Source organism: Pseudomonas sp. FP198 (assembly GCF_030687895.1).
Classification (GTDB): Bacteria; Pseudomonadota; Gammaproteobacteria; order Pseudomonadales; family Pseudomonadaceae; genus Aquipseudomonas.
The window spans coordinates 2,499,642-2,525,409 of record NZ_CP117452.1; the positions used below are offsets into that span (position 1 = coordinate 2,499,642).

Below are 25,768 nucleotides of genomic sequence, written 5' to 3' on the forward strand. Positions count from 1 at the left end.
CCTGGGGCGATGGCTAACGGAACTTGGGCAGCGGCGGTTCCGCGGGCTTCAATGACGACAGCGCGCTCTGGATTGTGGGGGCGTCCTTCTCGATATCATTGAGTCGGTCGCGGATTCGTACGGCGGCGGGGTGCCCGCCCTGGTGGTCGACCCAGTCGGCAATTTCCTTGCAGGCGGCTGTCAGCCGCGCCTGGCGCGATTCCAGTAGGGTGAGCAGGGTGGTGATGGACTCTTTTTCAGACATGTCACACCTCCGTTAAGGTCAGGATGGGGCAGCACAAAACCCGCCAGTGACGGCGGGCCATGCTGCAGTTAAGCGTAGTTGAGATATTTCTGATCGGTCGATATCCGGCGCACGACTGGACAATCGGTACGCCGGACGTGTTCATGTCTGTTTCAGCCTGACTCCCTGACCCAGGACGGCGCGACGGAAGCTCGCCAGCGCACATCGGTAATGCCATATTTTTCTGCCATGGGTTTGGAGACCCGCTTGACTTTTTCCCTGCCGAATTTGGGTATACGTCCGACACCCGCATCGCAACTGGCCCAGTGCCAAGCTTCGGAGTTATTCATCACTTCTGCACGAATGATGAAAGACTTGGGCTCGCCATGGAGCACGTAGTCGATGATGTAAAGCGATGGACCGCCCATAAATCCTCCCTAATTGATCCTATACGGATGGATACGGAGGCGTTCGGAAAATTCCATCGAATTTCCGGACGGTCAAAACCGGGGCGGGCAGGGCTGCCGCGTGAGATGTATCACACGCCGTGAATGAAGGCGCTTATGGTGAGGAACCAAACCCGGTTAACCTTCTCCAAGGTGGGCTTCAACACCGGTGCCAGGGATCGAAGGCGACGCAGGTTTGGCACTGAAGAAAGGCAGGACATGAATAAAATCGCCAAGGCACTGCTTGTGGTGCTGCTTGCCAACGGCCTGTCGGGATGCATCGGCCCGCCCATCGCGCTGACCGCGCAAACCGAGCAACGCTTGCGCGTCCAGCCGCCGATCCGTTTCCTCCTGACATTCGATGACGGTCCCAGCGCCTCATCCTTCTGGAACCCGAGCCTGGACGTGCTCGACGCCCTTGCAGACAACCCGGTGCAGCCGGGAATCAAGGCGCTGTTTTTTGTCCAGACGCGAGCGCCACGGGCCGGTGGCAGTGACATCGGTCGCTCGGTGCTGCAGCGTGAGCAGCGCGAGGGGCATGTCCTGGGTTTTCACACGGCTACTCATTGGCACACCAACCATCGATCCCTCGACCCCGATGAGCTGGAGCTTTCGCTTGCCCACGGTGCAGCCGACATCGCCGCGGTTACCGGCGCACCGCCGACTCTGGTCCGGCCGCCATTCTGGAGCTATGACCCGCGCACCTTCGCCGCCTATCAGCGGCATGGCATGCATATTTTGCTGACTGACCTGAGCGCCAACGATGGCAAGGTCTGGGGCATTACCCTGAGTCCTCGCCGGCGGATAAACCTGCTACGCCAGCTCTCGGAGGTGCGTGAGCGCATCGCCGCCGGGCAGTTGCCTGCGGTGGATGGAGTGATTCCGGTGGTAGTGACCTTCCATGACCTCAACCGTTATACCGCCCGTCATGCGCGGGAGTATCTGCAGATCCTGATCGACAGCGCCCAGGCCACCGGATTGAAGACCTACGCGAAACCTTTCTATGACGATCGCCAGGCGCTGGAGCGCGCAGCGATGGCGCGGACCCTCAAGGACGCCACCCAGCCGGTGCGCCTGCCCGGTCTGTGGGATTGGTTATGGAAGCACGATCCTGACTGACGGGCATTGACGAGCCAGCGTGGCGACGCTCGGTTGGCCCTTATGGGCGCACCGGGAGTAAGGTAGGCACGGTAACCCCGTTTTCTTGAGGAGGTGACGATCATGAGTACTGCGATGCTGACCAAAATGCACATCAACGGCTATGACGTGCTCAGCGTGAACAGCGGGCCCTGGAGGGTCTGCACCCAGGCGGACCGGTTGGGGTCCTTTGCTTCGCGTGAGGAAGCGTTGGCCTATGCCGCCGCGTTGCCCGCCAGGAGACGTCGCAGCGCTGCGTCCGCGAACGTCAGGTAACCAGACGTTCCGTTGACTTCGCGGCGAGCGTCGAACGCTCGCCGCGTCGCCGACCGTTCTCAGGAACTCGCCAGCTCCAGCGGGATTTCCAGAGTGAACAGGGCGCCTTGCCCCGGTCCGTCGCTTTCAACCTGCAGGCGACCGTTCATCTCCACCGCTGCCAGGGCACAGCTGTGCAGGCCAAAACCGTGGCCATCCTTGCGGGTCGTGAATCCGTGGTTGAAGATCCTCGCCTGATTTTCAGGCGCGATCCCTTCGCCACGATCCTTGACGCTGACGCAAAGCGTTGTCTGATCGACGATGCGCACCCCCAGGGTCATTTCCCGTGGCGGCTCGACATTGGACATGGCGGCCTTGGCATTGCTGATCAGATTGATCAGGATCAGCAGCAGGCGATGCTTGTCGCCCATGATCATCGGAATGTCCTGATAATCCTTGGTCACGGTGACCTGGTGTCGGCTGAGCGCCCCCGAATTCATACGCAATGCATCTTCGAACAGGTCGGCCACATTCAGCGGCTCGATCAGCCGCGCAGCCCCGGCATAGGTCTGCTGAGTCGTGACGATCTCCTTGATGTGGTCGATGCTTTTGGTCAGTTGCGCGAGTTCTTCAATCAACAATCCCTGTTCGGTGGCGATGGAATCCACCAGTTCATTGAAATACCGAGGCAACAACTTGCCTTTTTCATCCTCGGTGATGAACTGGCCCAGGTCCGTGGCATGTTCATTCATCATCCTTACCGCTTTGCCCAGCCCTTGCGTCTTGCTGTTCTTCAACTTGCGCGTCACCAGCTCCGCTGAGATGTTGACGCTGTTGAGGACATTGCCAACGTTGTGCAACACGTTCGTGGCGATCTCGGCCATGCCTGCCATGCGCGCGGCGTCCACCAGCTCGCGCTCGGCCTCCTTCAACTCGCGCGTACGCTCCTGCACGCGTTGCTCCAGCTTGTCGTTGGACGTTTGCAGCTCATGGTTGATCTGGTTGATGAGCGAAGAACTGCGCACCAGCCGTACGGCGAGGTAGATCATCAAGAGCGCCATCAGACTGGCGCAGACGGCCAGGTACATATGATATTTGCGATCGGTGGCGGCGGTCCTGCGCTGCGTTTCGTTGAGCAGCTCGTTGATGCTGTCCAGTTCCTGGGCGACGGGGATGACGCTGATGCGATCCAGCAGATCGTTGACCAGCGGCTGTTCCTGGATGACGGTCTTGACGTGCCGGATCAGCGAGGTGAAAGCCGGCCGATAGGACGAGGGCAACTGGTCGATCTGGCGTTCGAGTTCGCTTAGCTGTCCTTGCAGTTCGCTGGCTTTGTCCGAGGTGACATAAAGCGCGTATTCCAAGGTGGTCAGCGCCAGGTCGAGAACATTGGAGGCTGCCGTCAGCCGAGCGATTTCTCCGTCATCCTTCATCTGTTGCAGCAGCGTCTGAATTTCATCCTCTACCGTCGGAAGTGCATCCAGAGAGGCGCGCAGATTGGCATTGTGCTGCTCGAACTGTTCCACCAACAGGGTCTTGTTCCTGACCGCGTCCATGTAGCCGTTGCGTCTCGACGCCCAAAGTGCAGCCAGTGGACCGGAACTGTTCAGTTGTTCCAATTGCTCCCATCGGCTTTGCGCGTCGGCTGGTGGAGCGAGTGACAGGTTGTTGCTGACGCCTATTTTTTTCCTGAGAATCTTCACGTTCCAGTTGGCGTCGGCTTGTTTGAGCTGACGGATGAAGTCGCGTGACTCGAAGAAGGTCGCGGTGTCGCCCGTGTAGGACTTGATCAGGAAGAATATCAGGGCCGAAAACACAACCAGCGCGGTGGCCAACAGGGCGGGCCATTTGTATTTCTTGATAAGGGAGACGGGGTGTTTCGTCGAGCTGCTTTGGCCTGGGTACACGTCGAGCTCCCTGCTAACGTTCAAACGTCGGATGCGTCAGTGAGCAGAGTGTAGCGCCAACGAGGCGGACGGATGTGCTCCGGGCACACTGCGCTGCGAGGAAGCGCGGCCATGACTGGCCGCGCCGAGGGGCATTACTTGTTGAGATCGATGAAGGGCAGCGCGGTGTTAGGCAGCATGGTGGTGGGCAGTTCACCGTTCCAGCGCTCGGCCTTGGTCAGCTCCACCAGATTCTGGTTGCTGGCCAGCGCCTGCGCGCGCGCCTTGATCGCCTCGGCTTCAGCCTTGCCGCGCAGCTCGGTGGCCAGCGCGTCGGCCTTGGCCTGGGCAACTTGCGAATCGGCTTCAGCCTGGGCCTGGGTCACCCGAATCTGAGCCTGGACCTGCTCCGTGGCGAGCTGCTGCTCACGGGTCTTGACCTGCACTTCGGCGGCCATGCGCGCTTCGATGGCTTTTTCGTAGGCGTCGCTGAAATCGATGTTTTCAACCTGGACGCTGTCGATGATCACCGGTCCGGTGATCGTTGCCTTGATCGCCGCCGAAATGTCATTGACCAGCTGCACGCGGTTCTGCACGGCGGCGACGGCGTTGAACTTGCCGAACACGTTTTCCACCTGCGTCGGCACCTGGCGGCTGATCATCCGGTCGCGAATGCCTTCCAGGTCCTTGAACTGGGTATAGACCTTCGCCACGTCGGAAGGCGCGATATGCCAGGACACGGACACCTTGAGCTCGGCCGATTGCTGGTCCTTGCTGTACGCCTGCAGGTCGTCATAGGACGTCACCTGGCTCTGCGTGCTGATCAGGCGGACCGACTCGATGAAAGGCGTCTTGAACGACAGGCCCGGTTCAACCACCCCAACCAGGGCGCCGTTGCGCAAAAGCACGCCACGCTCGGTTTCATCAACCGTGTACCAGCTGCCAAAGAACACGCATAACAGGACCACGCCGATAATTGCCGCGACGATCGAACCGATGGTTTTGCTGGTCACTTTACTTTCCTTGAGTGGGGTAGGGGATGGCATGCACTGTTTCCTTTGTGAAGACCGTCACTGTTTTTTCAAACGCCAGACACGAAAAAGCCCTGAATAATCAGGGCTTTAACGTTAGAAGATGGCGGAGGCGATGGGATTCGAACTCATGGACCTGTTACAGTCGACGGTTTTCAAGACCGTTGCCTTAAACCACTCGGCCACACCTCCGTACTGCGTTGCGGGCGCCATAATACCCGAATGAAACACACTGTCAAACTCTCTACGTAGCTTGTTACAGAGCGTCTGTTATTATCCTTGCCACTGAATGTTTCAAACCCGGAGGAGTGTCGCCATGCGCGAACAGGATTACGCAGTGAACAACAGCGTGCAGGCTGAGCAGCTAGAGGTTAGCCGCGTCCTGCGCAACACTTATGGCTTGCTGGCTCTAACGCTCGCTTTCAGCGGTGTGATGGCCTTCGTCGCACAACAGATGCGTGTCGGTTACCCGAACATCTTTGTCGTGCTGATCGGTTTCTACGGCCTTTTCTTCCTCACCAACAAGCTCCGCGATTCGGCCTGGGGCCTGGTTTCGGCCTTCGCCCTGACCGGTTTCATGGGCTTCCTGCTCGGCCCGATCCTCAACCGCTACCTGGGCATGCAGGGCGGCGCCGAAGTGGTCAGCTCGGCCTTCGCCATGACCGCGCTGGTATTCGGTGGTCTGTCGGCCTACGTGCTGATCTCGCGCAAGGACATGAGTTTCCTGAGCGGTTTCATCACCGCCGGTTTCTTCGTGTTGCTGGGTGCGGTGGTGGCCAGCTTCTTCTTCCAGATCAGCGGCCTGCAACTGGCGATCAGCGCCGGCTTCGTGCTGTTCTCGTCGGTCTGCATCCTCTACCAGACCAGCGCCATCATCCACGGCGGCGAGCGTAACTACATCATGGCGACCGTCAGCCTGTATGTATCGATCTACAACCTGTTTGTCAGCCTGCTGCAGCTGTTCGGGTTGATGGGTCGCGACGACTGATAGGGCAGTGATGGCTGTCATGGCCTGAGCTGTTCAACTAAAAAACGGCGTTTTCCCGAAAGGGAAGGCGCCGTTTTTTTGTACTCGGATACTGGCCCCTGTGGGAGCGCGAAGAGGCCTGCACATCCAACATCTTCATCGACTGTGATATTGCTTTCGCGAGCAGGCTCGCTCCCACCGAAATGCGGTCACTTCAAAAGCCCTCACTCCATCGGCGGCAAGCGCCGCTTTACCGGTGTCTTCTTGACGATCGCCGTATTGGTTTCGGCAAGCACATTCAACTTGTCCAACAGCACATCCAACTGCTCCATCGAGCGCACGTGCAGTCGCGCAATGAAACAGTCTTCCCCCGTCACCTTGTCGCATTCGGTGAATTCGCCGATGGCCTGGATCTGCCGCTCCACTTCCTGCAACTGCCCCGGTAACGGACGGATGCGCACGATGGCCTGGAGTTGATAACCAAAGCACTTCGGGTCGACCTCGACGGTGTAGCCCTTGAGCACGCCACGTTCCTCCAGCCGGCGCAGGCGTTCGGCAACGCTGGGGGATGACAGGCCGCTAAGGCTCGCCAAGGCCTTCAGGGAACGTCGTGAGTCTTCCATCAAGGCGCTGATGAGGGTCTGGTCGATGTCGTCAGTCATTTTCGCTCCGTTAGGCAAATGCTCGAAGTTGCCTTGATAAAAAAGGTCGAAAGCCAGTCTAGCCTTTTTCAAACCATGGAGAAGCACGCAGGCAGGTCGGCATACTGTGTCCATTCACTGAAGGAGCCTGAAGATGGACAAGACCCTACGCCGCGGTTCGCTCGAAATGACTGCCGCCATGCTGATTTCCGGAACCATCGGCTGGTTCGTGCTGGTGTCCGGCCAGCCGGTGCTGGATGTGGTGTTCTGGCGCTGCGTGTTTGGCGCCGGCACGTTGCTGCTGATCTGCGCCGGTTTCGGTTTCCTGCGCCGGGATATCCTGACTCGCACGACCTTCCTGCTGGCGGTGCTCAGTGGTGTTGCGATCGTCGGTAACTGGGTGTTGTTGTTCGCTTCATACTCCCGCGCTTCGATCGCCATCGGCACCGCGGTGTACAACGTCCAGCCCTTCATGCTGGTGGGGCTGGCCGCGCTGTTCCTGGGAGAGAAGATCACTGCGCAGAAGCTGTTCTGGCTGGCGGTGTCGTTTCTCGGGATGCTGGCCATTGTCAGCGCCCACGGCGAGCAGGGGCAGGGAGGCGAGGATTATCTGGCGGGCATCGCCCTGGCGCTGGGGGCGGCATTCCTGTACGCCGTTGCGGCGTTGATTATCAAGCGCCTGACCGGCACGCCGCCGCACTTGATCGCGTTGATCCAGGTCGCCACCGGTATCCTCTTGTTGGCGCCATGGGCGAATTTCTCGGCCTTGCCGCAGCAACCCGAGGCCTGGGCCAGCCTGCTGACCCTCGGCATGATTCACACCGGCGTGATGTACGTACTGCTGTACAGCGCGATCCAACGCTTGCCGACTGCCGTGACGGGCGCTCTGTCCTTTATTTACCCGATCGCGGCGATCCTGGTTGACTGGTTTGCCTTCGGCCATCGCCTTGAGCCGCTGCAATGGCTGGGCGTGGCGGCCATCCTGCTGGCGGCTGCCGGCATGCAACAGGGCTGGGGCATCAAGTCGCGCCGCCCAGCCCTGACGTAACGGCTGGCGCGGATCAGAAGATGTAATCGGTGGTCAGGAAGTTCGAATCCCGCTCACGGATGATGTCGCTGATCAGCGCCTTGTTGTTGTCCTGGAACTTGGTGGCGACCAGCGTGCGGATCGAAAAGGTCCGCAGTGCGTCGTGAACCGACAATGTGCCCTCGGCGGAGTTTTTCCGGCCGTTGAACGGGAAGGTGTCCGGGCCACGCTGGCATTGGGCGTTGATGTTGATGCGCCCGACCTGGTTGGCGAAGGTGTCCACCAGCCTGCCGACTGTGGCCGGGTCGGTGCCGAAAATACTCAGTTGCTGGCCAAAGTCGGACTCGAGGACGTAGTCGATCACGGTATTGACGTCGCGGTACGGCACGATGGGCACGACCGGGCCGAACTGTTCTTCGTGATAGACCCGCATGGCGGTGTTCACTGGATAGAGTACCGCCGGGTAGAAAAACGAAGCCCGGGATTCGCCGCCGTGCGGGTTCATGACGCCCGCACCCTTGGCAACTGCATCGGCCACCAGCGAATGCAGGTAATCGACCTTGCCCGCTTCGGGCAATGGCGTCAGTGCGACGCCGTCTTCCCACGGCATGCCGGGTTTCAGCGCAGCGAGCCTGGCATTAAACTTCTCGATGAAAGCCGGGGCGACGTCTTCGTGGACGAAAAGGATTTTCAACGCCGTGCAGCGCTGGCCGTTGAAAGACAGCGAACCGGTGAGTGCCTCGCTGACGGCATTGTCCAGGTCGACGTCGGGCAACACCAGACCGGGATTCTTCGCGTCCAGCCCCAGCGCGGCGCGCAGGCGATGGGGGCGCGGATGGAGTTTCTTCAGGTCGCTGGCGGCCTTGTTGGTGCCGATGAAAGCGAATATGTCGATCTTGCCGCTGGCCATCAGCGCGCTGACGGTTTCCCGGCCGCTGCCGTAGATCACGTTGATCACGCCGGCGGGGAAGCTGTCGCGAAACGCTTCCAGCAGCGGACGAACCAGCAGTACGCCAAGCTTGGCCGGCTTGAACACCACCGTGTTGCCCATGATCAGCGCGGGGATCAGCGTAGTGAAGGTTTCGTTCAGCGGATAGTTGTAAGGGCCCATGCACAGGGCCACGCCCAATGGTACGCGACGGATCTGTCCGAGGGTGTCCTGTTCCAGCTCGAAGCGGCTGGAGCGGCGGTCCAGCTCCTTGAGGGCGTTGATGGTGTCGACGATATAGTCGCAGGTGCGGTCGAATTCCTTCTGGGAATCCTTGAGGTTTTTGCCGATCTCCCACATCAGCAGCTTGACCACCGCCTCACGCTGCTCGCGCATCCGCGCCAGGAAAGTCTCGACATGACGGATGCGTTCAGCGACGCGCATGGTCGGCCATTGGCCCTGGCCACGATCATAGGCCCGGACGGCAGCGTCCAGGGCCGTGAGGGCGGTCTCGGCATCCAGCAATGGCGTGCTGCCGAGAATCACCTGTTCATCGCCATCGGCGCCGGCCAGGTACACCGGGCTGCGCACCGTGGCGAGCGGACCCTGCCAGGTCTTCAGGACGCCGTCGACCAGGTATTCGCGCTGCTCCACCTGGCATTCGAGGCGGTAGGCTGGCGGGATGTCGGCGGCTCCGGGGAACAGATTGGCGAGGAAGTTGGCTGTGGTCATGTCGTTACTCCATCAATGAAATGAGCCATGGGCAGCGGCGGCCATGAATCGCTTCTAGCGTTATACGCCTTAATGGAGGTGTTTTTTAAGTGGGCCGGGACGCGAGGCCATGCCTTTCAGCCAACCGGGCGCGATGCCTGCGTGGCAAGGATGCCTGCTCCTCGCCACGCAGGAGGCGGTCATTCACCAGCTTACCCGCACGCCGACATTGCCGGCCACGCTGCGTTGCTGGTTGCTGTCGAGGTTATTGCCGTAGTCCACCCCGGCATAGGCGCTGACCGCAGGCGAAAGGCTGACGATGACGCCTGCGCCCAGGTCGGCGGTAGAGCTGCGTTGTTGGGTCTCGATCCGTTGGGCGTTGTCGAACGTCACCGTGTCGGTACCGGAAAACGTGTGCCAGACATTGGCCCGCAGGTACGGCTCCACCGGCGTGTCGCTGATCAGGTAGCGCCCCTTGAGACGGGCACCGAGCCGGCCGGTCCAGGCGCTGTCGGAATCGAATTCGACCCTGGAGATTCCATCATCCTGAGTGTCCAGGGAGATTTTCTGATGGATGACCTGCGCCTGTGGCTCGACGATCCAGTCATTGCCGACGGCAAACGGGTAGCCGACCTCCGCCGAAAGGGTCAGCGCATGCCCGCGATTATCCAGCTTGAGGCCGCGTTCGGAGCGGTTGTCACCGTTCAGCCGGGTGCCCATGACCACCGTGTCGATGTAGCCGCCGGAGGGATCGGTCAGCGTCCAGTACAAGCCATAACTGTCGCCGTCGAGTTCAACCTTGCCGGCGCGCCGCCCTTCGAACCCCAGGTTGTAGCCGTCGACGTTGCCGTTCAATTCGCTATGGCCGACGAAAAAACCGATGCGCTGGGTCTGGCCATTGAAGACCGGGGCGCTGTAAAGGTCGTTGCCCACCTGGAAGCCCTTGATGGAGCCGTCGAACCTCGGTGCCACCGTGCCGGCCCAGGTCTGATCGAGGTCCTTGGCGTAGACACGACCCCAACCGGCCCCGAAGGCACCGGTTTCCGTCAGCAGGCGTTGATCGCCCTGGCGATCATGGAACGTGCCCAGGGCCATCAGGGTCAGTTGGGCGGCGACGGGCGGCAACGCCGACCAGACGGGTACTTCCGGACGGTACAGCGCAATGGGCGCTGCGCCCGGCACGGCGACGGGCAAGGCCGGCAGCGTGGGGCTGGCCACGGCGATCGGACCGGCGACCACGGTCGAGCGCAGGTACCAACTGTTTTCATTACCGGTCACGCCGCCCTTGAACAAACGGTAATCGAACGCGCCGGCCGACACCGATCGCGCCAGTGAAAAAGCCCCGCTGTCGCTGACGGCGCCACCCTGAGCCTGGACCAGCTCGATACCGTCGCGGGTAGTCAAGGCGCCTGCACCGCCGATGTTGGTGACGGTGATGGCCGTGCTACCGCCGAGGGTGCCGCCGTCGACGACGAGTCTGTCGCTCGGCGAGTCGTCTGCGCCGAGCAGCGTTTGCAGGCGCAACTGACCGCCATTGCCGACGTAGTTGCCTTGTACGGTAAGGGTGTCGCTGGTGCGGGTATTGTCTGCGCCGAGGTCGATGGTTCCGGCATTTTCAAGCGTCGCCATCTGGCCGGCGGTGAACGGGCGAATGCTGCCCTGGCTGGCCGTCAACAGGCTGCTTGCGTCGATGTTCAGCGTGCCGGTGCCGGTAACGCTGTCGCCCAGGACCAGCGTGTCGTTCAAATCCAGGCGCGAGCCCTGTGTGAGGTTGACCGTCTCCCAGTTGACATAGCGGGCAGCGCTGCCGGAAGTGCTGGCTTCGAAAGCCAGTGTGTCCTGGCCCAGCCCCCCATCCAGGCTGGGTGTGATGGCGAGTATGGATTCATCCAGATTGCTCAACAGCGCCGTGTCGTTGCCTTCGCCCATCAGGATGGCGGAGCGGATGAGACCGCCGCTCCACTGCAGTTGGTCATTACCGAAACTGGCTCGAACCTCGCCGATGATCTCGCCGCCGCTCACGGCAATCCGGTCGTCACCGCCGCTGACGCTGACATTGCCGCCGATGCGTCCCGCGCTAACGATAATGGTGTCCCGACCAAAGCCGGTCACCAGATTGCCAAGAATCTGCCCACCTGACATGTCGAAAATATTGTCGTCGAGTTTCATGTCGACCCGGCCGATGGTGCCACCGGTCATGGTCGCCTCGTCACCGTCTTCGAACGCGCCGACGATGGTGCCGCCGGTCATCAGGAACGTATCGAGCCCATCGCCCTGGGCCAGTGACTGGATGCTGCCGCCGCGCATGACGAAATCATCGGTGCCCGAGCCTTGTTGCACGCCGCCTGCCACGATGCCGTCGGGATTGATCTCGACGTAGTCGGCTCCGGCGCCGAAGGTGATGTCTCCCTGGATCACACCGCTACCGTTGGCCGGCATCGTCAGGCGGTTGTTTCCCGACAGATCGGTCAGTCCGGGGCTGGTGCCGCTGTCGCAGACATAACTGTCATTGCCTGCCGTCGGCGTCAGGGTGCATGCCGCCATGGCGGGCGAAGCGTCTAGCAACAGCGGTGTAGTCAGCCACAAGGCATTGAACAGCCGGTTGACGCCATGATTGCGCAAGCTCATCTGCTTTCCCTCTGCATCGGCATCCGTGGCATGCCGCAATCCAGCCTCGGTTGCTCTACAGAAGGCTCACGGGCCTGGCAACGCTTGCTGTATGTGGGGCACGCTAACAACCGATGATGAGGGTCGCTACTGTCAGATCTTACAGGTCAGCGCCGGTGAGTTCGGCTACAGGTGCACCTCCACCGACAGCGGCAAATGGTCGCTCAGGTGGGTCCAAGGTCTGTTGCCGAGAATCTGCGGAGCATGGCTGGTGGCGTTGCGCAGATAGATGCGGTCCAGGCGCAGCAGGGGAAAACGCGCCGGATAGGTCCTGGCCGGACGGCCATGGTGGTGTTCGAAGGCTTCGTGCAGGTAGCGGCGGCGGGCGAGGGTGGTGTTGCCGCGCAGCTGCCAGTCATTAAAATCCCCCGCAATGATGACGGGCGCGTTTTCGGGCAGCGAATCGAGTAGTTTGCAGAGCAATTGAAGCTGCAGTTGGCGATGGCTTTCGAGCAGGCTCAGGTGAACGCAGATCCCATGGACTTCGGCGTGCCCTGGCACGTCCAGCACACAGTGCAGCAACCCGCGCCGCTCCGGGCCGGTGATGGACACGTCGAGATTGCGGAACTGGCGAATCGGATACTTGGAGAGCAGGGCATTGCCATGGTGGCCGTCGGGGTAGACCGCGTTCCGGCCATAGGCGAAATCGCTCCACATGCTGTCGGCGAGGAACTCGTACTGCGAGGTCTGGGGCCAATTGTCATAGCGTGACGCGTGGCGGTCGTGTTCACCCAGCACTTCCTGGAGAAATACCAGGTCGGCCCCCGTGCTGCGTACCGCTTCGCGCAGTTCGGGCAGGATGAAGCGGCGGTTGAGGGCGGTAAACCCCTTATGCGTGTTGACCGTCAGGACCCGCAGCCGATGAACCGCCGCAGATGTGTCCACTGCCGCGGGTTGCTCGGCCTGCCAGTTGGAATCGCCAGTCACGTTCACTCCTGAATCAGACGTATGTGTTCATGCGACTGACCGCGGCTGCGGCAGTTCCGGAATTGTTGAATGTGAAGTCCGCGCCATCCAGAACATCCAGGCACAACCCAAATCCTGTGGCAGCGAGCCTGCTCGCGATGGCGGTGTTTCAGGCGCTGAAGATGCTGAATCGACTGGCCTCTTCGCGAGCAGGCTCGCTCCCACAGTGGAGCTGCGCCATCCGGAGCATCGCTTTAGACCTTGATCTTGATCTTGATCTTGATCTTGATCTTGATCTTGAACGCCCCGTTAACCACGTTGGCCGAACGCAGGCATTGCGCAGTGGGCATCCCGGCATGGATGCCGGGATAGCCGCGCTGGGCCAGGGACGGCCCTTCGCGGCGGGCCCACGGAGCAATGCCGGAGTGAGGGCACACCGAGCCTAGGCGAGGTGCCGAGTGGTGGGGCAAAGCGCTTTTGCTTACTTTTGGCGCTCTTCCAAAAGTGAGCCGCCGTAAGGGCGGAACCCTAAGTGGCCGTTACCGCAGCAATGGATATGTACCCAGTCAACGAAACCGTGGCCGACTGCCAGGCCGTCATCGCGAGCAAGCTCGCTCCCACAAGGTTGAGTGCCGCGAACCCATGAACACCGGGGGGGCTAATCAGATGAAAACGATTTCATACGGCATACCCATGCGGTCAAGAATCACCCGGGGTACCAGCGGCGCGATACCGCTGGCCGGTTCACCGTTGAGCTGGCTGGAGTAAGCATGCATGGCGTGGCGCTTGCGAGCGGTGGTCCAGACATCCAGACGCAGTTTGCGAGCTCGATGCCAGGGGATCCTGTTCTGTTCGCGGACGGGCCAATGCCACGCCCATACCGGCAGTTCGTTGAACACCGCACCGATAACTTCGGCTGCCTGGGCCCCGGCGCGTCCGACAGTGTCGTGATCGCTGTCGCCGTCCTGGCGCCAGGTGCTGAATATCACATCACCGGGACGAAGATGATGACCGATGAACGCAGCCAGTGGCTCCTCGTGCTCGGCCAGGCTCTTTTCCGGGAAGCCGCCGCGCACCCATTGCAGGCCGTTGGGCGGCACACCCAGGCGATGCAGGGCGTCGACGCTTTCCTGGGGGTGGGGGCGGAACGTGCGCAGCCGCTCATCGTTCCATAATGGCGAACCCGGGTGGCCGAGGCTGCCGTCGGTGACGGAGATCAGTAGCATGGGATGGTCCAGGTTGCTCAACAACTGGAGCAGTCCGCCGCAGGCACCGACCTCGTCGCCCGGGTGCGGGGCAAGGATGACCGCCCGGGAGCCGGCGGGTATGAGTGTCTGGGTACTGATGATGGGAATGTCGGCCAGTTGCGGCGCGCTGTTCCATATCTGGGGGTGCTGCCGGCCTTGCAAGCGGGAGGCGGGTTTCATAGAGGCTACGTCCTTGTGCTGTTCAATCGTTCAGTCATGCACCGGACCGACTGCCCGGCGTCGCCCCGCAGGGCTGACTGTGATTCGCGGCGCTCCGAGTCCTGGAACCGCCGTACGCGAAGTATTGACTATGCTGGCGGTTTCGTCGCGTCAGATTGTGTATCTGATCCGCTTTTTTTTATTCGGACTGCGTCGTGTGAGCGACCAGAAAAACCGCGTCCCTGCGGTTTTGTCGATTTGCCGTGTTTATTCCTCTTCTTCGCGTTGCAGCTCGAACAACAGCAACGAGCGGCCGGTCACCGAGTATTCGGCATCAAACTCGAAGCGCTCCTGGCCGCGCACCGTCGGCTGGTTGGTGTCCACCATGCACGTCCAGAAACTGCCTTCCGGCACTTCCGGCAAGCGGAAGTTGACGATGTCATGGTGTGCGTTGACGACCAGCAACAAGGTCGCGTCGGCCCCCTTGCGGCGGATACCGGTTTCCTGGGCGCGCCCGTCCATCAGCATGCCCAGGCAGCGGTTCTGGCCGTCCTGCCAGTGTTCAATGGTCATCTCGTTGCCATCCGGGGCCAACCAGGTGACATCCTTGACGCCGATGTCCTCGTTGTAATTGCCCACCAGGAAGCGTCCGCGCCGCAGGATCGGGTAAGTCAGACGCAGCTTGATCAGGCGCTTGACGAACTTGAGCAGCGCCGCGCCATCCTCGCTCAGGTCCCAGTTGACCCAGCCGATCTCGCTGTCCTGGCAATAGGCATTGTTGTTGCCATGCTGGGTGCGGGCGAACTCATCGCCCGCGACGATCATCGGCGTGCCTTGGGCGAGCAACAGCGTTGCGAAGAAGTTACGCATCTGCCGATGGCGCAGCGCGTTGATCTCGGGATCATCCGTCGGACCTTCGACGCCATGGTTCCAGGACAGGTTGTTGTTGCTGCCGTCCTGGTTGTTTTCGTCGTTGGCTTCGTTGTGTTTGTCGTTGTACGACACCAGGTCGTGCAAGGTGAAGCCGTCGTGGGCGGTGACGAAGTTCACCGAGGCATAAGGGCGTCGACCGCGCTGGTTGAACATTTCGCCCGAAGCGGTCATGCGGCTGGCGAAGTCGGCGAGTTGGCCGTCGTCGCCTTTCCAGAAGGCGCGCACGGTATCGCGGAATTTGTCGTTCCATTCGACCCAGCCCGGCGGGAACCCTCCGACCTGGTAACCTCCAGGCCCGCAATCCCAAGGTTCGGCGATCAGTTTCACCTGGCGCAGCACTGGGTCCTGGCGACAGGCGACGAGGAAGCTGTGGCGCTCATCGAAACCGTCATGGTAACGACCCAGAATAGTCGCCAGGTCGAAGCGGAAGCCATCGACGTGCATTTCCGTGGCCCAGTAGCGCAGGGAGTCGGTGACCATCTGCAGCACGCACGGGTGGCTCAGGTCGAGGGTGTTGCCGGTGCCCGAGTCGTTGATGTAATAGCGCTTGTCGTCGGGCATGAGCCGGTAGTACGAGGCATTGTCGATCCCGCGCATGGACAGGGTCGGACCCTGTTCGTTGCCCTCGGCGGTGTGGTTGTAGACCACGTCGAGGATCACTTCGAGATTGGCCTCGTGCATGTGCGCGACCATTTCCTTGAACTCGGCGATCTTGCCGCTGGCCAGGTAACGCGGGTCCGGGGCGAAGAAGGCGATGCTGTTGTAGCCCCAGTAATTGGTCATGCCTTTGTGCAGCAGGTGCTGGTCGTTGACAAAGGCATGGATGGGCATCAGTTCGACCGAAGAAACCCCCAGCTTGCGGATATGTTCGAGTACATCGTCGACCATCAGGCCGCCGAAGGTGCCACGCAGGTGCTCAGGCACCGCGGGATGGCGCATGGTGATGCCGCGCACATGGGTCTCATAGAGGATGGTCTTGTCCCACGGCACGCTGACGCGATGGTCGTTGCCCCAGGTGTGGGCCGGGTCGATGACCTTGCACTTGGGTACAAAAGGGGCGCTGTCGCGTTCATCGAAACTGAGGTCGCCGTCGGGGTGACCGATGGTGTAGCCGAACAAGGCCTCGGACCATTTCAGTTCTCCCACCAGCTGTTTCGCGTAGGGATCGATGAGCAACTTGTTGGGGTTGAAGCGGTGGCCATTCTCCGGATCGTAAGGGCCATAGACTCGATAGCCGTAGATCAGCCCCGGATGGGCATCGGGCAGATAGCCGTGGTAAATCTCGTCGGTGTACTCCGGCAACTCGATGCGTTCGAGTTCGACTTCGCCGGTGTCATCAAAAATACACAGTTCGACCTTGGTGGCGTTGGCTGAGAACAACGCGAAATTGACCCCCAGGCCATCCCAGGTCGCGCCAAGCGGAAACGGCAGCCCTTCACGAATCCGCGAAGCCTCGATAACGGGCGGCGGCGTGGTTTTTTTTGGACGGGTCATAGTTGCTCCTGCAAAAGACAGATTCGGTGATGCGACGCACGCAGGACTGCGTGCCTTGCGCTTGTGGCGAGACGATAAAGCGCCATGCCACAAGCAGGCCCCTTCGTTGGAAGGAGCACGGGCTTGAGAACGATGAGTTCGCTGGATCAGACCGCCGGTGGTTTGCGCACCGCTCGTGGCTTTTTCGCGGCCGCCTTGTCGGCGGGCGGGACCACTGCGGCAGTCGCCGCGGAGGGTTTGGCCGCAGGCTTGGCCTTGGGCGTGGTGTTCTTCGCAGCCGTCTTGGTTGCAGCACTCTTGGCGGGTGCCGGCTTGGTGCCGTCAGTCTTGCTGGCGGCGGTCTTGCTCGCTGCTTTTGGCGGCTTGCTAGGCGCCAGTGCCTCGGCTTCAGCCAGTTTGCGCGCCATTTCCCAGTGACGTTTTTCCTGCCCGGCGGGCTTACCCTCCGACTCCCAGATCTGATAGGCAAATTCACGAATGCGTTTATCGTCGGTACTCATCGCAGTGCTCCTGACTAAACTCAAGATTCAATAAAGACATTGACCGGGAAATCCCCCAGCGCGGCGCTGACCATCAGCTCCCTTTGGGGTGTGACTGCTGCGCTTGCAAAAAGTCCCTTCAGTTTTCCATCCTCGGCGGCGAACGGTAACGACACCCGGGTATCGCCCCAGTCCGATGCAGCCACGTGGGGCAAGGCACCGTTTTCCAGCAGGCGGGCCGCGTGCACCGGGACCACCACAATCGCCCGCTGCTGCTGGTATTCACGCATGAACGCCAGCACCCGGCCGGCGTGTTCGCCGAGCACCGGCAGCGGTTGATAGCTGCCTTGGCGAAACAGCTGCGGGTATTCGGCGCGCAAGGCCAGCGTCCGCGCTATCAGTGCCTGCTTGACCCGACCGTCGCGCCAGTCGCGTACCAGCGTCGCCGGTGAGCTGTCGCCCTGTACCGCCTCCCGGCGAGCATTAAAGTCCACCGGGCGACGGTTGTCCGGATCGACCAGGCTGAAATCCCAGAACTCGTTGCCCTGGTACAGGTCCGGGACGCCGGGTACGGTCATGCGCAGCAAGGTTTGCGCCAGACTGTTGAGGGCGCCCGCCGGAGCGATGGCCTGGACCGCCTCGGCGATGGCGCTGCGCAACGGCAGGCCCTCGTCGCACAGCAGCAACCGTTCAAGGAACATCTGGGTGGCTTGCTCATAGGCATCGTTGACCGCCGCCCAGCTGCTTTGCAGCTTGGCTTCGCGCAGGGCCTTGCGTTGCCATTGCCACAAGCGTTCGCTGTAGTCGGCCAGGGCTTTGGGGTCCTGTAGGTCGAGGTCCAGCGGCCAACTTCCGAGCAGGGCCTGGTAGAGGATCAGTTCATCACCGGCCGATGGGGCCGCCGGGTCGCTGTGCAGCGACGGCGAGAGAATGCGCCATTGCTCCACGCAGGCGGTGTACCAGTCCGGGCGTTCGCTGATCACTGCGAGCCGGGCTCGGGTGTCTTCGCCGCGCTTGTGGTCGTGGGTCGCGGTGGTGACGAGGTTGTCTGGGAAGTGTTCGAGCCGTTCCCGACAGGCGTCGTGGAATTCCTCGGCCGGGGCACTGAAGCGCTCGGTGTTGTAGCCCACGTCATTGCGCGAAAGCAGCATCGCCGAGCGATACAGTGCAGTGTCCTCGACAGCCTTGGCCGCTGCCGGCGATGTCAGTTGCTGGAAGCGTACGCAGGCGTGGCGCAGCCGTTTGCGCTCGCTGCCCCGAGGTCGCCTGCGCCACGGCATGCCACCGAGCCAGTCGGCCAGGCAGTCGAGCACTGGCCAATCGGCTTCGCTCAGGGTTTGCCGGGCGCCTTCCAGCGCTTTCTGGAAAAACACCTCGTCCTCGGCGGAGCGTCCCAGCGGGTTGATGTACGTGCGATACACCGGGAAGTGCACGATCAACTCCTGCAACGCCCGACGAATCGCGCCCAAGGTCAGATCGCGGGTCATCACGTCGTCCCGGGCGACTTGCAACAGCGCCTGTGCGACGCTTTCGAAATCTCCGGCAAGAGAGCCGTTGAGGATCTGCTGGCGGGCCAGGCGGGCCTCTTCGATGAAGTGCGCCGGGCGCTCGCTGTGCCGGCTCCAGAACTCGGCGAGGGGCTCGGCGCCGGCCGGGTCGTGTTGCAACAGCGAAATCTGGTTCATGAACTCGTAACCGGTGCTGCCATCGATGTTCCAGTCGCGGCGCAGGGTTTCGCCGTCGCCGAGGATTTTCTCGACAAAAATCGGCAGGTGTCGCGAAGGGGAGAGCGAGTCGACGCGACGGCGCAGCTTGCGGCAGTAACCGCGAGGGTCGGCCAGGCCGTCGATGTGGTCGATCCGCAGGCCGTCCACCAGTCCCGCGGCGATCAGCTCGAAGATCTTGGCGTGGGTCGCCTCGAACACCGCCGGCCGCTCGACCCGCAGGCCGCCCAGTTCGTTGACATCAAAGAAGCGTCGCCAGTTGATATCGTCCGCCGCCGTGCGCCAGCTGGCGAGCCGGTAGCTTTGGCGCTCCAGCAGTTGGTGCAGGCGCTCGAAACCTGCAGGCTCGGTCGAATCGTAGCTGCGCAGGTTGTCTTCGATGGCGCTGAGAATGGCCGATTGCGTGGCGAGATCGCGCAGCTCTTGCTGGAGCGGGCGGGCGAGGGAGTGGGCGTCGGTCTGGTAGTTCAGCGTGGTGAAGCGCTCGGCCAGCGCTTTGAGCGCGTCGACCTGCTCGGGCTCCAGAGCGTCCGCAGGCTTGAGCAGCTCACCGTATTGCATCGGGCAGATAGGGAAGTGGTGCTCGTAATGCTCGACATGGAAGCTGCCTTGGGCGGAATCAAAACGCAGTTTCAACGTGCCTTCCTGCAACGCCACACCGTAGTCGCTGCCCAGGAATGGCAGCAGCAACTGGCCTTCCATCAGCGGGTCGGGGGAATGCCACTGGATGTCGAAGAATTCGCCATAGGGGCTCAAGCGTCCCCACTCCAGCAGGTCCAGCCACCAGGGGTTGTCGTTGCCGCCAACGGCCATATGGTTGGACACGATGTCGAGAATCAAGCCCATACGGTGCTCGCGCAAGGTGGCGACCAGGCGCTTGAGCGCAGCCTCTCCGCCCAGCTCCGGGTTGACCTGGGTCGGATCGACCACGTCGTAGCCGTGCATGGACCCGGCTCGGGCCTTGAGCAGGGGAGACGCATAGATGTGGCTGATGCCCAGCGCTGCGAAATACGGCACTTGCGCTACGGCATCGTCGAGGGTGAAGCCTTTATGAAATTGCAGGCGCAAGGTGGCCTGCAGCGGTTGGGTCAGTGTCTGGTTCATCGGTCACGCTCGTTCGCCTGAAGTCTCGCGCAGGCGAGTATTTCCAGACGCCGTGCGGCGTCCGGGTCATCCAGCAGCGCGCGGCTTTCCAAAGCCAGGCGCCGCCGCCAGTTGGGGTGAGTGTCGGTGGTGCCGGGCAGGTTGGCCTGTTCGTCGATACCCAGGGCATCCTCCAGGGGCAGCAGCACCAGCGGCGCGCGGGTATGGCCGAGGAAGCGCACGCTGGCGTCCAGCACCTGGTCGGTTTCGCGGTGTTCTTCGCGAAAATTCTGCGGGTCCTGGTTCAATGCATTGCGTAACCCGTCACGCTCGCGTTGGCGGTGCCGGCGCCAGTCCATCTCGGTGTGGGAGTCGATCAGGTCCAGCCGGGCGTTCCAGTCGATGTCGTGACCGTGCCACCAACCGTTCAGCGTCGGCAGGTCATGGGTACTGGTGGTGGCCAGGGCGTCGTCCGGCCAATCGAGGATCGGCTTGAAGTGGGTATTGTCCTGTTCGAACAACAGCACGCGCATGCCGAGGATGGCGCGGGCGGCGAGTTTTTCCCGCAGGCCTTCGGGCACGGTGCCAAGGTCCTCGCCGAGCACGATGGCCCGGTGGCGATGGGATTCCAGGGCCAACAGCCGCAGCAGATCATCGATCGGGTAATAGAGGTAGGCGCCATCGGTGGGCGGGGCGTCGTTGGGGATCACCCACAATCGTTGCAGGCCCATGATGTGATCGATGCGCAAGCCGCCGGCGTGGGCGAAATTGGCCCGCAACATTTCTATGAACGCGCGGAAACCGTTGCGTACGAGCCCCTCTGGCGAGAACGCCGAGATACCCCAGCCCTGGCCCGAGCGGTTGAGGATGTCCGGCGGTGCGCCGACGGTGAGCGAGGCGAGCAATTCATCCTGGCGGCTCCACGCCTGACTGCCGGCGCCGTCAGCGCCCACGGCGAGATCGGCGATCAGGCCGATGCCCATGCCACTGGACTTCGCCGCGCTCTGGGCGCGCTCCAGGCAGCGGGCGATCAACCATTGGCAGAAGGCGTAGAAGCCGATTTCATCTGCGTTCTCCTCGGCGAAACGGGCCAGCGCGGCGCTGCGCGGATCGCGCCATTCCTGCGGCCACTGGCGCCAGTCGAGGCTTTCGCCCCGAGCGGCGCGATCGGCCTGGAGGGCTTCGAAGCGGCAATGGTTTTCCAGGGCCTCGCCGCTGCTGTGGCGGAAACTGCTGAAATCCTCATGCAGCGGATGTTCGCCCTGGCTGAATCCTTCGTACAGGGCACGCAACACCCGCTGCTTGGCCTCGGCAGCCACCGGCCAGTCGATCAGCGGCTGCTCTTCGAGGCTGCGCAATTGGTTGGTCAAGCCGGTGGCGTCGATGGCCGTGCGCAACGCACGCTCGCCGAGGATGGTGCCGGGCGCGGCGTACAGGCTGTTGAGAAAAAGCCGGCTGGAGGGCGAATAAGGGCTGTAGCGCCCGGTATCGCTGCTGAACATGGCATGCATCGGGCTGATGGCCAGGGCGTCGGCACCCCGTTCGCCGGCCACCCGGGCCAGTTCTTCCAGGGCCTGGGTGTCGCCGAAGCCGCCATCGCCGGGGCGGCGCAGGGAATAGAGTTGCGCGCTCAGGCCCCAGACCCTGGGGGTCGGGTCGTCCACCGCATCCGCCACGCTGTAGCAACGGGCGGGCGCCACCGCCAGGGTGAAGTGCTGGCCCTGAATACTGACCTGCTGATAGCCCACCGGGACGATCCCCGGGAGCGTCGCGTCGGCGTCAAGTTTCAGATTCAGCGTCGCGCCATCTTCAAGCTGGATCTCGCACGGGGTCGCGGGTTCGAAATAGCGGCTCAGATCGACATTCACGCCTGCGTCTGCGGTAAGCAGCGGCGGCAAGCGATGGTTCTGTTGGTCTTCCTGCAACTGCAACAGGCTGGCGTCGATTTCCTGGGCAGTGCCGGCGGGATGCCCCAGGCCGGTGAGGACCGAGCGCAACACCGCGGGTGAAACTTTCTGGGCACGGCCATTGGCATCGATCCAGTCCACCGCCAGGCCCGCTCGGCCAGCGAGGATTTCCAGTTGCGCATCGCTCATAGGCGCTCTCCAGTGATATTGGGCAAGGTTGTCGCTTGCGTCAGACTGACCAGCGCGCTGTGGGGCGTGAGCACCCCTTGTTGCAACAGACCCATGGCCTGCGGTGGATGTTCGAAAAGAATCTGCGCATCTTGCGGTGCGCTGTGTTCGACGGGCTTGTCGCTGAGGTTCAGGTCGATGCGCAACACGCTGCCGTCGCCCATCTGCCAGCGCGCGCTGACGGCGCCATGGCCCAGCACATCCGCGCCCAGGGCATGGGCGGCGGGCAGGCGCGGGACGATCTCCTCACGACGGATCTTCAATAACTGGCGATACAGGGTTTCGCTGGCCAGTTGTTCCGGTTGATGGGCTTCCAGGTTGGGCCGTGAAGCGTCGAACGTGCCGGCCGCGTTCGGGTCGGGAATCCGCTCGCGTTTCTCGGAATCGGCAAAGGCTGCAAAGGCCTTGAATTCGTTGCGTCGACCTTCGCGCACCAACTCCGCCAGTTCACCATGGTGGCTGGTGAAGAACAGGAACGGTTGTTCGGCGACCACTTCATCGCCCATGAACAACAGCGGGATCATCGGTGACAGCAGCAACAAGGCGGTCGCGGCTTGCAGCGCCTGTGGCGGGGCCAACTGGTGCAGGCGCTCGCCCAAGGCCCGGTTGCCGATCTGGTCGTGGTTTTGCAGGAACAATACGAAAGCGCTCGGCGGCAGGTGGCCGCTGGGCTCGCCGCGGGATTCACCGTGGCGGTTGGTATGGCCCTGGAACACGAACCCCTGGCTCAGGCAGCGCGCGAGCTTTTCCGTGGTCTGCTCGGCATAGTCGGCGTAATAGGCATCGGTCTCGCCGGTCAGCAGCACGTGCAAGGCATTGTGCCCGTCATCGTTCCACTGGGCGTCGTAGCCGTGCTCCAGCAGGCTGGCCTGGTTGTGTTCGTTCTCGACGGTCAACCAGACGTAGCGCGTCGGGTCGACCTGTTGGCGCACCGTGGTGGCGAGCTCCTGGAGGAAGTCCGGGTCTTCTATCGCATGCACGGCGTCCAGGCGCAGGCCGTCGAAACGGTATTCGAGCAACCACATCAGCGCGTTTTCGATGAAGAAGTCGCGGACCTCGCGGCGTCGGAAGTCGATCGCCGCGCCCCAGGGCGTGTGTTTGTCTTCGCGAAAGAAACCCTTGGCGTAGCGGTGCAGGTAGTTGCCATCGGGGCCGAAGTGGTTGTAGACCACGTCGATAATGACCGCCAAGCCATGGCCGTGGGCACTGTCGATCAGATGCTTGAGCTGGTCCGGCGTGCCATAGGAGGCCTGGGGAGCGTAGGGCAGTACACCGTCGTAGCCCCAGTTGCGATCGCCGGGAAACTGCGCCAGGGGCATCAGTTCGATGGCGGTCACGCCAAGCCCGGCCAGGCGTGCCAATTGTTGTTCGACGCCTTCGAAACCACCGAGGGCGCCAACGTGCAGTTCGTAAATGACGGCGTCGTACCAGGGGCGACCGGACCAGTTGGTGTGTCGCCATTGATAGGCGTGGGGATCGACCACCACGCTGTGGCGATCGATATCACCGTCCTGGGCGCGGGAGGCCGGGTCGGGCACCTCCAGCTCGCCGTCGATGTTGAAGCGGTAACGAGTGCCAGCGGCGCAACGGGCCTGGATCATGAACCAGCCGTTGGCCTGGGGCAGCATCGGTATGGATTCTCCAGTGTCGAGTTCGACACTGACGTAAAAGGCATCAGGGGCCCATAGCGCGAAGCGGGTGTGCTCGGAATCGAGCAAGACCGCGCCGTGGGTCCAGGTTTCAGGCGTCCTTGACGGCATCGGTTACCTCATTGTCTGGCCGATTTTCCCAGCGATTTAGCTACCAGTTGTTCGTAAAGCTCGGCATAGGGCTCTACGGCCTTGGACCAGTTGAAGGGGGCCGACATCGCCCGGCAACGCATGGCATTGAGCAGCTCGGGAAACTCGAATACCTTGAAAGCCCGGCTCAGGGCCTGCTGGTAGCTTTCCACGGTGGATTCGTCGAACAGGAACCCGGTGATGCCATCCTCGATGGTGTCCGCCAGTCCGCCGGTATTGCGCGCCACCGGCAGCGAGCCGAAGCGCTGGGCGTACATCTGGCTCAAGCCGCAGGGCTCGTAGCGCGATGGCATCAACAGGAAATCGCTGCCGGCGAACATCCGCCGGGCATCGGTTTCGTTGAAGCCGATGCGCACGCCGACTTTGCCGGGGAAGCGCAGCGCCAGTTCACGCATGGCCTGTTCTTCTTCGGGCTCGCCGCGACCAATGATCGCGATCTGCCCGCCGGACTCGACGATGAATTCGGCAACGGCTTCGGTCAGGTCAAGACCTTTCTGGTAAACCAGGCGCGATACCACGGCGAACAGCGGGCCACTGGTATGGTCCAGGCCGAACAGCTCACGGACGTGGGCGGCGTTGGCGGCTTTGCCTTCCCAGTCGCCTATGGAGAACTGGCGCTGGAGATGTGAGTCGGTCGCCGAATCCCAGCTCTCGTCAATGCCGTTGGGAATCCCGCTGAGCAGGCCTTGTTGGGTTTTGGCGGCAAGAAATCCGTCAAGCCCGCAGCCGAACGCCGGGGTGGTGATTTCCTGGGCGTAGGTAGCGCTGACCGTGGTGATATGGCTGGAATAGGCCATGCCGGCCTTGAGGAACGACAGCTTGCCGTAGAACTCCATGCCTTCCTGTTGCAGCGCGTGCTCCGGGATGCCCAGCTCCGGGCAGGAAGCCAGGCTGACCACGCCCTGGTACGCCAGGTTGTGGATGGTGAACAGGGTCGGGGTGCGTTGACCGCGCCAGTGCATATAGGCGGGCGCCAGGCCGGCCGGCCAGTCGTGGGCATGGACCAGGTCCGGGCACCAGTGAATCTGCGCCAGGTTGGCGGCGATGTCGGCTGCGGCCAGGCCCAGGCGGGCGAAGCGGATGTGGTTGTCCGGCCAGTCGCGGCCATTGTTGGCGCCGTAGGGCGAGCCTTCGCGGGCATACAGTTCGGGACAGATCAGGACGTAGATCACCAGGCCGTCGGCCATGTCCATGCGGCCGATCTTGCACGGCGGCAGCGCGGCGTGGCCGCCCAGTTCGCCGATGATATGGATCGGATTGCCGCTGTTCATGACTTGCGGATACCCGGGGATCAGCACCCGGACATCATGCAGGCCGGCCATGGCCCGGGGCAGGGCGGAAGAAACGTCGCCCAGGCCACCGGTCTTGACCAGGTCGGCGATTTCCGAGGTCACGAACAGGATTTTCTTGCGGTTGGGGTTCTGTCGAACGACAGGGAGCAGTGCCTTGCCTCCGGTGGCCAGCACCGGTGCCGTCGGCGATTCAGCCGCCGGCGGTAGTTGAGAGCGGACTTGCTGTGGTTCCAAGGCAGCACTGATCATAAATAACTCCTATTTCTCGATCTGTTTCCGGCAAGCGCCAGAGCTGTTGTTTCATTGGCCGAATCCTGCGGCCAGGCGCACGAGCGCTACGCAAGGAGAGCAAAGCGCTGCCCAATGCGGCGAAGCGAATCAGGTGAGGGGGCCGTTGCAAGGAATGCTCCAGCAGTTGTTGCCCTTCCTCTAACCTGACCTGTCGCCGTTGTGAAAAGTTTCGACTTTTTTTCCTTCGGATGACCGGTCGGTTTTCCCCACGGAAAGGCAGTCTAGGTCAGAAGCTAGAGCGCTGCGGTTCGGTTCGTCGAATTGTCCGACAATCACGTCGATTGTCGGCAATGTCTTACACGAAGGA

The 25,768-nt window shown here is 62.0% G+C and carries 20 protein-coding genes and 1 tRNA gene; 4 read left to right on the forward strand and 17 right to left on the reverse strand.

What is annotated here, in order from left to right:
• Window positions 1-13: 13 nt before the first annotated feature.
• Together PSH78_RS11595 and PSH78_RS11600 are read right to left on the reverse strand one after the other, a co-directional pair.
• Window positions 14-244 (reverse strand): hypothetical protein, encoded by a 231-nt coding sequence (locus tag PSH78_RS11595; RefSeq protein WP_305500600.1) that lies wholly within the window; start codon window positions 242-244, stop codon window positions 14-16.
• Between the two features lie 152 nt (window positions 245-396).
• Window positions 397-651 (reverse strand): DUF6555 family protein, encoded by a 255-nt coding sequence (locus PSH78_RS11600; RefSeq protein WP_305500602.1) that lies wholly within the window; start codon window positions 649-651, stop codon window positions 397-399.
• Between the two features lie 237 nt (window positions 652-888).
• Here PSH78_RS11600 and PSH78_RS11605 point away from each other — a divergent pair, with 237 nt between their 5' ends.
• Together PSH78_RS11605 and PSH78_RS11610 are read left to right on the forward strand one after the other, a co-directional pair.
• Window positions 889-1,788: a polysaccharide deacetylase family protein gene (locus PSH78_RS11605; protein WP_305500603.1), complete on the forward strand. Its 900-nt coding sequence runs from the start codon at window positions 889-891 to the stop codon at window positions 1,786-1,788.
• A gap of 102 nt (window positions 1,789-1,890) precedes the next feature.
• Window positions 1,891-2,082: a DUF2188 domain-containing protein gene (locus tag PSH78_RS11610; protein WP_305500606.1), complete on the forward strand. Its 192-nt coding sequence runs from the start codon at window positions 1,891-1,893 to the stop codon at window positions 2,080-2,082.
• Between the two features lie 59 nt (window positions 2,083-2,141).
• Here PSH78_RS11610 and PSH78_RS11615 read toward each other — a convergent pair whose 3' ends face one another.
• The 3 genes from PSH78_RS11615 to PSH78_RS11625 form a co-directional block, all read right to left on the reverse strand.
• Window positions 2,142-3,968 carry a DAHL domain-containing protein gene (locus PSH78_RS11615; protein WP_305500608.1) on the reverse strand — a complete coding sequence of 609 codons (1,827 nt, stop codon included), beginning with the start codon at window positions 3,966-3,968 and terminating at the stop codon, window positions 2,142-2,144.
• Between the two features lie 134 nt (window positions 3,969-4,102).
• Complete coding sequence (locus tag PSH78_RS11620; RefSeq protein WP_305501228.1) at window positions 4,103-4,960, reverse strand: SPFH domain-containing protein; 858 nt, start codon at window positions 4,958-4,960, stop codon at window positions 4,103-4,105.
• Window positions 4,961-5,082: 122 nt separating this feature from the next.
• A tRNA-Ser gene (locus tag PSH78_RS11625) sits at window positions 5,083-5,170 on the reverse strand.
• Between the two features lie 124 nt (window positions 5,171-5,294).
• On the opposite strand from PSH78_RS11625, the gene PSH78_RS11630 reads away from it, so the two are divergent.
• The gene (locus tag PSH78_RS11630) at window positions 5,295-5,966 is read left to right on the forward strand and encodes a Bax inhibitor-1/YccA family protein (protein ID WP_186609995.1); all 672 of its coding nucleotides are present in this window, start codon (window positions 5,295-5,297) and stop codon (window positions 5,964-5,966) included.
• A gap of 203 nt (window positions 5,967-6,169) precedes the next feature.
• On the opposite strand, the gene PSH78_RS11635 is transcribed toward PSH78_RS11630, so the two are convergent.
• The gene (locus PSH78_RS11635) at window positions 6,170-6,607 is read right to left on the reverse strand and encodes an Lrp/AsnC family transcriptional regulator (RefSeq protein WP_305500609.1); all 438 of its coding nucleotides are present in this window, start codon (window positions 6,605-6,607) and stop codon (window positions 6,170-6,172) included.
• Between the two features lie 133 nt (window positions 6,608-6,740).
• Here PSH78_RS11635 and PSH78_RS11640 point away from each other — a divergent pair, with 133 nt between their 5' ends.
• A complete protein-coding gene (locus PSH78_RS11640) occupies window positions 6,741-7,634 on the forward strand; it encodes a DMT family transporter (RefSeq protein WP_305500610.1) in 894 nt (297 codons plus the stop codon).
• A 13-nt stretch (window positions 7,635-7,647) separates the two neighbouring features.
• Here the strand turns inward: PSH78_RS11640 and PSH78_RS11645 are convergent, their stop codons facing one another.
• From PSH78_RS11645 to glgA, 11 genes are all read right to left on the reverse strand, one after another.
• Window positions 7,648-9,273 (reverse strand): NADP-dependent glyceraldehyde-3-phosphate dehydrogenase, encoded by a 1,626-nt coding sequence (locus PSH78_RS11645; protein ID WP_305500612.1) that lies wholly within the window; start codon window positions 9,271-9,273, stop codon window positions 7,648-7,650.
• Window positions 9,274-9,456: 183 nt separating this feature from the next.
• Window positions 9,457-11,880 carry an autotransporter outer membrane beta-barrel domain-containing protein gene (locus tag PSH78_RS11650; protein WP_305500614.1) on the reverse strand — a complete coding sequence of 808 codons (2,424 nt, stop codon included), beginning with the start codon at window positions 11,878-11,880 and terminating at the stop codon, window positions 9,457-9,459.
• A 165-nt stretch (window positions 11,881-12,045) separates the two neighbouring features.
• Window positions 12,046-12,846: an endonuclease/exonuclease/phosphatase family protein gene (locus tag PSH78_RS11655; protein WP_305500616.1), complete on the reverse strand. Its 801-nt coding sequence runs from the start codon at window positions 12,844-12,846 to the stop codon at window positions 12,046-12,048.
• 233 nt (window positions 12,847-13,079) lie between these two features.
• On the reverse strand, window positions 13,080-13,295 hold the full coding sequence (locus PSH78_RS11660; RefSeq protein ID WP_305501446.1) for a nucleoid-structuring protein H-NS: 216 nt from the start codon (window positions 13,293-13,295) through the stop codon (window positions 13,080-13,082).
• Window positions 13,296-13,487: 192 nt separating this feature from the next.
• Window positions 13,488-14,252, reverse strand: a complete 765-nt coding sequence (locus PSH78_RS11665) for a PIG-L deacetylase family protein (protein ID WP_305500618.1) — start codon at window positions 14,250-14,252, stop codon at window positions 13,488-13,490.
• A gap of 246 nt (window positions 14,253-14,498) precedes the next feature.
• The gene (gene glgX, locus PSH78_RS11670) at window positions 14,499-16,658 is read right to left on the reverse strand and encodes a glycogen debranching protein GlgX (protein WP_305500619.1); all 2,160 of its coding nucleotides are present in this window, start codon (window positions 16,656-16,658) and stop codon (window positions 14,499-14,501) included.
• 146 nt (window positions 16,659-16,804) lie between these two features.
• Window positions 16,805-17,158, reverse strand: coding sequence for a DUF2934 domain-containing protein (locus tag PSH78_RS11675; protein WP_305500620.1), 354 nt, complete (start codon window positions 17,156-17,158; stop codon window positions 16,805-16,807).
• Between the two features lie 20 nt (window positions 17,159-17,178).
• A complete protein-coding gene (locus PSH78_RS11680; RefSeq protein WP_305500622.1) occupies window positions 17,179-19,965 on the reverse strand; it encodes a malto-oligosyltrehalose synthase in 2,787 nt (928 codons plus the stop codon).
• Window positions 19,962-22,040 (reverse strand): 4-alpha-glucanotransferase, encoded by a 2,079-nt coding sequence (malQ, locus tag PSH78_RS11685; RefSeq protein WP_305500624.1) that lies wholly within the window; start codon window positions 22,038-22,040, stop codon window positions 19,962-19,964. The genes PSH78_RS11680 and malQ overlap by 4 nt, the downstream gene beginning before the upstream one ends.
• Window positions 22,037-23,839: a malto-oligosyltrehalose trehalohydrolase gene (gene treZ, locus PSH78_RS11690; RefSeq protein WP_305500625.1), complete on the reverse strand. Its 1,803-nt coding sequence runs from the start codon at window positions 23,837-23,839 to the stop codon at window positions 22,037-22,039. The genes malQ and treZ overlap by 4 nt, the downstream gene beginning before the upstream one ends.
• Window positions 23,840-23,847: 8 nt before the next feature.
• Complete coding sequence (gene glgA / locus PSH78_RS11695; RefSeq protein WP_305500627.1) at window positions 23,848-25,419, reverse strand: glycogen synthase GlgA; 1,572 nt, start codon at window positions 25,417-25,419, stop codon at window positions 23,848-23,850.
• Window positions 25,420-25,768 lie beyond the last annotated feature (349 nt).

Coding starts and splice junctions, on each gene's coding strand:
- PSH78_RS11680 (WP_305500622.1), bottom strand. CDS start 19,965: ATGAACCAGACACTGACCCAACCGCTGCAGGCCACCTTGCGCCTGCAA.
- PSH78_RS11600 (WP_305500602.1), bottom strand. CDS start 651: ATGGGCGGTCCATCGCTTTACATCATCGACTACGTGCTCCATGGCGAG.
- PSH78_RS11645 (WP_305500612.1), bottom strand. CDS start 9,273: ATGACCACAGCCAACTTCCTCGCCAATCTGTTCCCCGGAGCCGCCGAC.
- PSH78_RS11665 (WP_305500618.1), bottom strand. CDS start 14,252: ATGAAACCCGCCTCCCGCTTGCAAGGCCGGCAGCACCCCCAGATATGG.
- PSH78_RS11595 (WP_305500600.1), bottom strand. CDS start 244: ATGTCTGAAAAAGAGTCCATCACCACCCTGCTCACCCTACTGGAATCG.
- PSH78_RS11640 (WP_305500610.1), top strand. CDS start 6,741: ATGGACAAGACCCTACGCCGCGGTTCGCTCGAAATGACTGCCGCCATG.
- PSH78_RS11635 (WP_305500609.1), bottom strand. CDS start 6,607: ATGACTGACGACATCGACCAGACCCTCATCAGCGCCTTGATGGAAGAC.
- PSH78_RS11630 (WP_186609995.1), top strand. CDS start 5,295: ATGCGCGAACAGGATTACGCAGTGAACAACAGCGTGCAGGCTGAGCAG.
- glgA (WP_305500627.1), bottom strand. CDS start 25,419: ATGATCAGTGCTGCCTTGGAACCACAGCAAGTCCGCTCTCAACTACCG.
- PSH78_RS11610 (WP_305500606.1), top strand. CDS start 1,891: ATGAGTACTGCGATGCTGACCAAAATGCACATCAACGGCTATGACGTG.
- PSH78_RS11605 (WP_305500603.1), top strand. CDS start 889: ATGAATAAAATCGCCAAGGCACTGCTTGTGGTGCTGCTTGCCAACGGC.
- glgX (WP_305500619.1), bottom strand. CDS start 16,658: ATGACCCGTCCAAAAAAAACCACGCCGCCGCCCGTTATCGAGGCTTCG.
- PSH78_RS11675 (WP_305500620.1), bottom strand. CDS start 17,158: ATGAGTACCGACGATAAACGCATTCGTGAATTTGCCTATCAGATCTGG.
- malQ (WP_305500624.1), bottom strand. CDS start 22,040: ATGAGCGATGCGCAACTGGAAATCCTCGCTGGCCGAGCGGGCCTGGCG.
- PSH78_RS11650 (WP_305500614.1), bottom strand. CDS start 11,880: ATGAGCTTGCGCAATCATGGCGTCAACCGGCTGTTCAATGCCTTGTGG.
- treZ (WP_305500625.1), bottom strand. CDS start 23,839: ATGCCGTCAAGGACGCCTGAAACCTGGACCCACGGCGCGGTCTTGCTC.